This window comes from Shewanella sp. S1-58-MNA-CIBAN-0166 (assembly GCF_040310085.1).
In the GTDB taxonomy this organism is placed as follows: domain Bacteria; phylum Pseudomonadota; class Gammaproteobacteria; order Enterobacterales; family Shewanellaceae; genus Shewanella.
In genome coordinates this window covers 1-2,102 of the sequence record NZ_JBEOPN010000067.1, presented here as the reverse complement: position 1 = coordinate 2,102, position 2,102 = coordinate 1, and the positions used below count along the sequence as shown (strand labels likewise).

Below are 2,102 nucleotides of genomic sequence, written 5' to 3'. Positions count from 1 at the left end.
GCACTAGGCTCAAGCCTCCACAAAGGTATCGTTAGATACCCAGCAACTTATAAAGCAGTGAGAGCTGATTCATTCCAAGAGTTACGAGCTTGCCTTTTCGATTTTCTCCTAACCAAGTATTCTAGGTACTGAGGGTCGAATGGTATAGCCGCACTTCGGATTTTCACGTGTCTCTCAATAGGCACCTTGGCTATTTGGAATAGATTAAATTGGCAATCCATATCCTTGACCTTCTGCCAACCGTGAAATTGCCATTGGCCTTTTCGGTTGATGAAGTATTTAAGGGCTATCCAAGTCTTAGATTTTGTTGGATGGCGCCTTACTGCCCAGTGCCATAACGTATAGAATAGTTTGTGCCCAACATACCCGAATACTTGCTTAGCAACGCAATGACGATAATAATTCGCCCAACCCCTTAGTTTTGGATTTATCAGTTTGATAAGATCGTTAACAGGGATGGTTGCGTGCTTTTTGATGAGTTCGCGCAGGTTACTCAAGAACAACAAGGTATTGGACTTGCTCGGTTTGATGAGCAATTTTCCTTTGTACTTCCTATGATTGAACCCTAAGAAGTCAAAACCCTTGTTGATGTGGGTAATGTGCGTTTTCTCTTCGGAGAGTGTTAAGCCTCTTTCCGCCAAGAAGTCAGCGATCAACGGTTTGATATCGTTCTCGAGCACTTCCTTTGAAGCGCAGGTGACGACGAAATCGTCGGCGTATCCAATAAAGTTGGCCCTAGCACCCTTTTTGAGTGCTGTAGACTTTATGCGCTGTTCAAGTCCAGCAAGAGTCATTAGCATCAAGGTTGGGGATATAACCCCTCCTTGTGGCGTGCCCTCATCAGTACGATAAAACAACCCTTTATCCATAAAACCAGACTTTAACCATTGTTCCAACATTCGTTTATCTATGGCGATGTTATCAACAAGCCATTGATGCCCGATTTTGTCGAAGCAGGATTTGATATCTCCCTCAAGAACCCATTGCGCTGATCTCTTTAGAGCCAAGCATTTGAAGCACTGATCGACTGCGTCGGCAGTGCTACGATTTGGTCTAAATCCATAGCTGTTTGGGTCAGCAAGCGTCTCCGATATAGGCTCTAATGCAAGAAGGTGGAGCGCTTGTTGTGCTCTGTCTATCATGCATGGGATACCAAGAGGTCTAAGTTTGCCATTCTTTTTGGGGATATAGATACGCTTGAGTGGTTTGGCTTGATATGCCTTCCTGCTCAATTGATTTACTGCTTTCATGCGGCGTGCATCCGTGTTCCAGATGACACCATCTATTCCAGGCGTTCTACTGCCTTTGTTTTTTGATACTCGTTTAACAGCAAGAAGTTTTGCTGAACGCGAGTGAGTCAGTATCCATTGCAACGCTTTCGCCTTACCGTGTTTACCTTCTCGTGTTGCCTTTGCAATACGCATCTGAAGCTTTAATACATGCGGTTCAACGGATTTCCAGTCTATGGACTGCCATTGTTCGCCGTCAGGAGAGGCACTAATCTCTGTTGAAATCATCATTTGCGTTTCTCCTTGAATAAAGTTCTTCAAATTATCTTGCAACGGGAGACCAGTCGGAAGTGGGCTCACTTTCGTGACCAGACACAAGTCTGTATCTGCATCGTTACAATGCAGCCTTTGCTTTTTCCAACCTCCTATACCTGCACCGCTATCGGCCATATCGGCTTTCCCAAAGGGAGCAATACAGGCTTACCGTGTTCCGTATGTCGCGCAATGTCAGGGTAGATGCCCGCTATAGTGCGAAGAGTTATATTGACCACGAAAGAGCATGGGGCAATCTCTTTCCAACTCTCATTGCCTTTTGGCCACAGCGTATAAACCACTTCCGCTGTTTCATCGTATAACGCACCTTACGCGGATTTACATATGTTCATCATACTGACTACCTAGCACTCACCCAATTTGTGGTTATCAGGAGGATCGTTCTCTCACGATTCAGATCCCGATTGGTCTATAACCAATCTTCATTACATTGTCAGAGCCGCTACTTTATTCAGGCTCCTAGGTTCATCTGGTGATACAGATGGTTCACTCAAAAGCGGTGAACAGCGCTTCATACGACCTCACGTCGCACGCCCCATT

1 protein-coding gene is annotated in these 2,102 nt (G+C 45.3%); it reads right to left on the bottom strand.

Translation table 11 applies throughout. From position 1 onward, the window contains the following. Positions 1-47 precede the first annotated feature (47 nt). Complete coding sequence (gene ltrA / locus AAEY99_RS21085; RefSeq protein ID WP_101087243.1) at positions 48-1,520, bottom strand: group II intron reverse transcriptase/maturase; 1,473 nt, start codon at positions 1,518-1,520, stop codon at positions 48-50. Positions 1,521-2,102 lie beyond the last annotated feature (582 nt).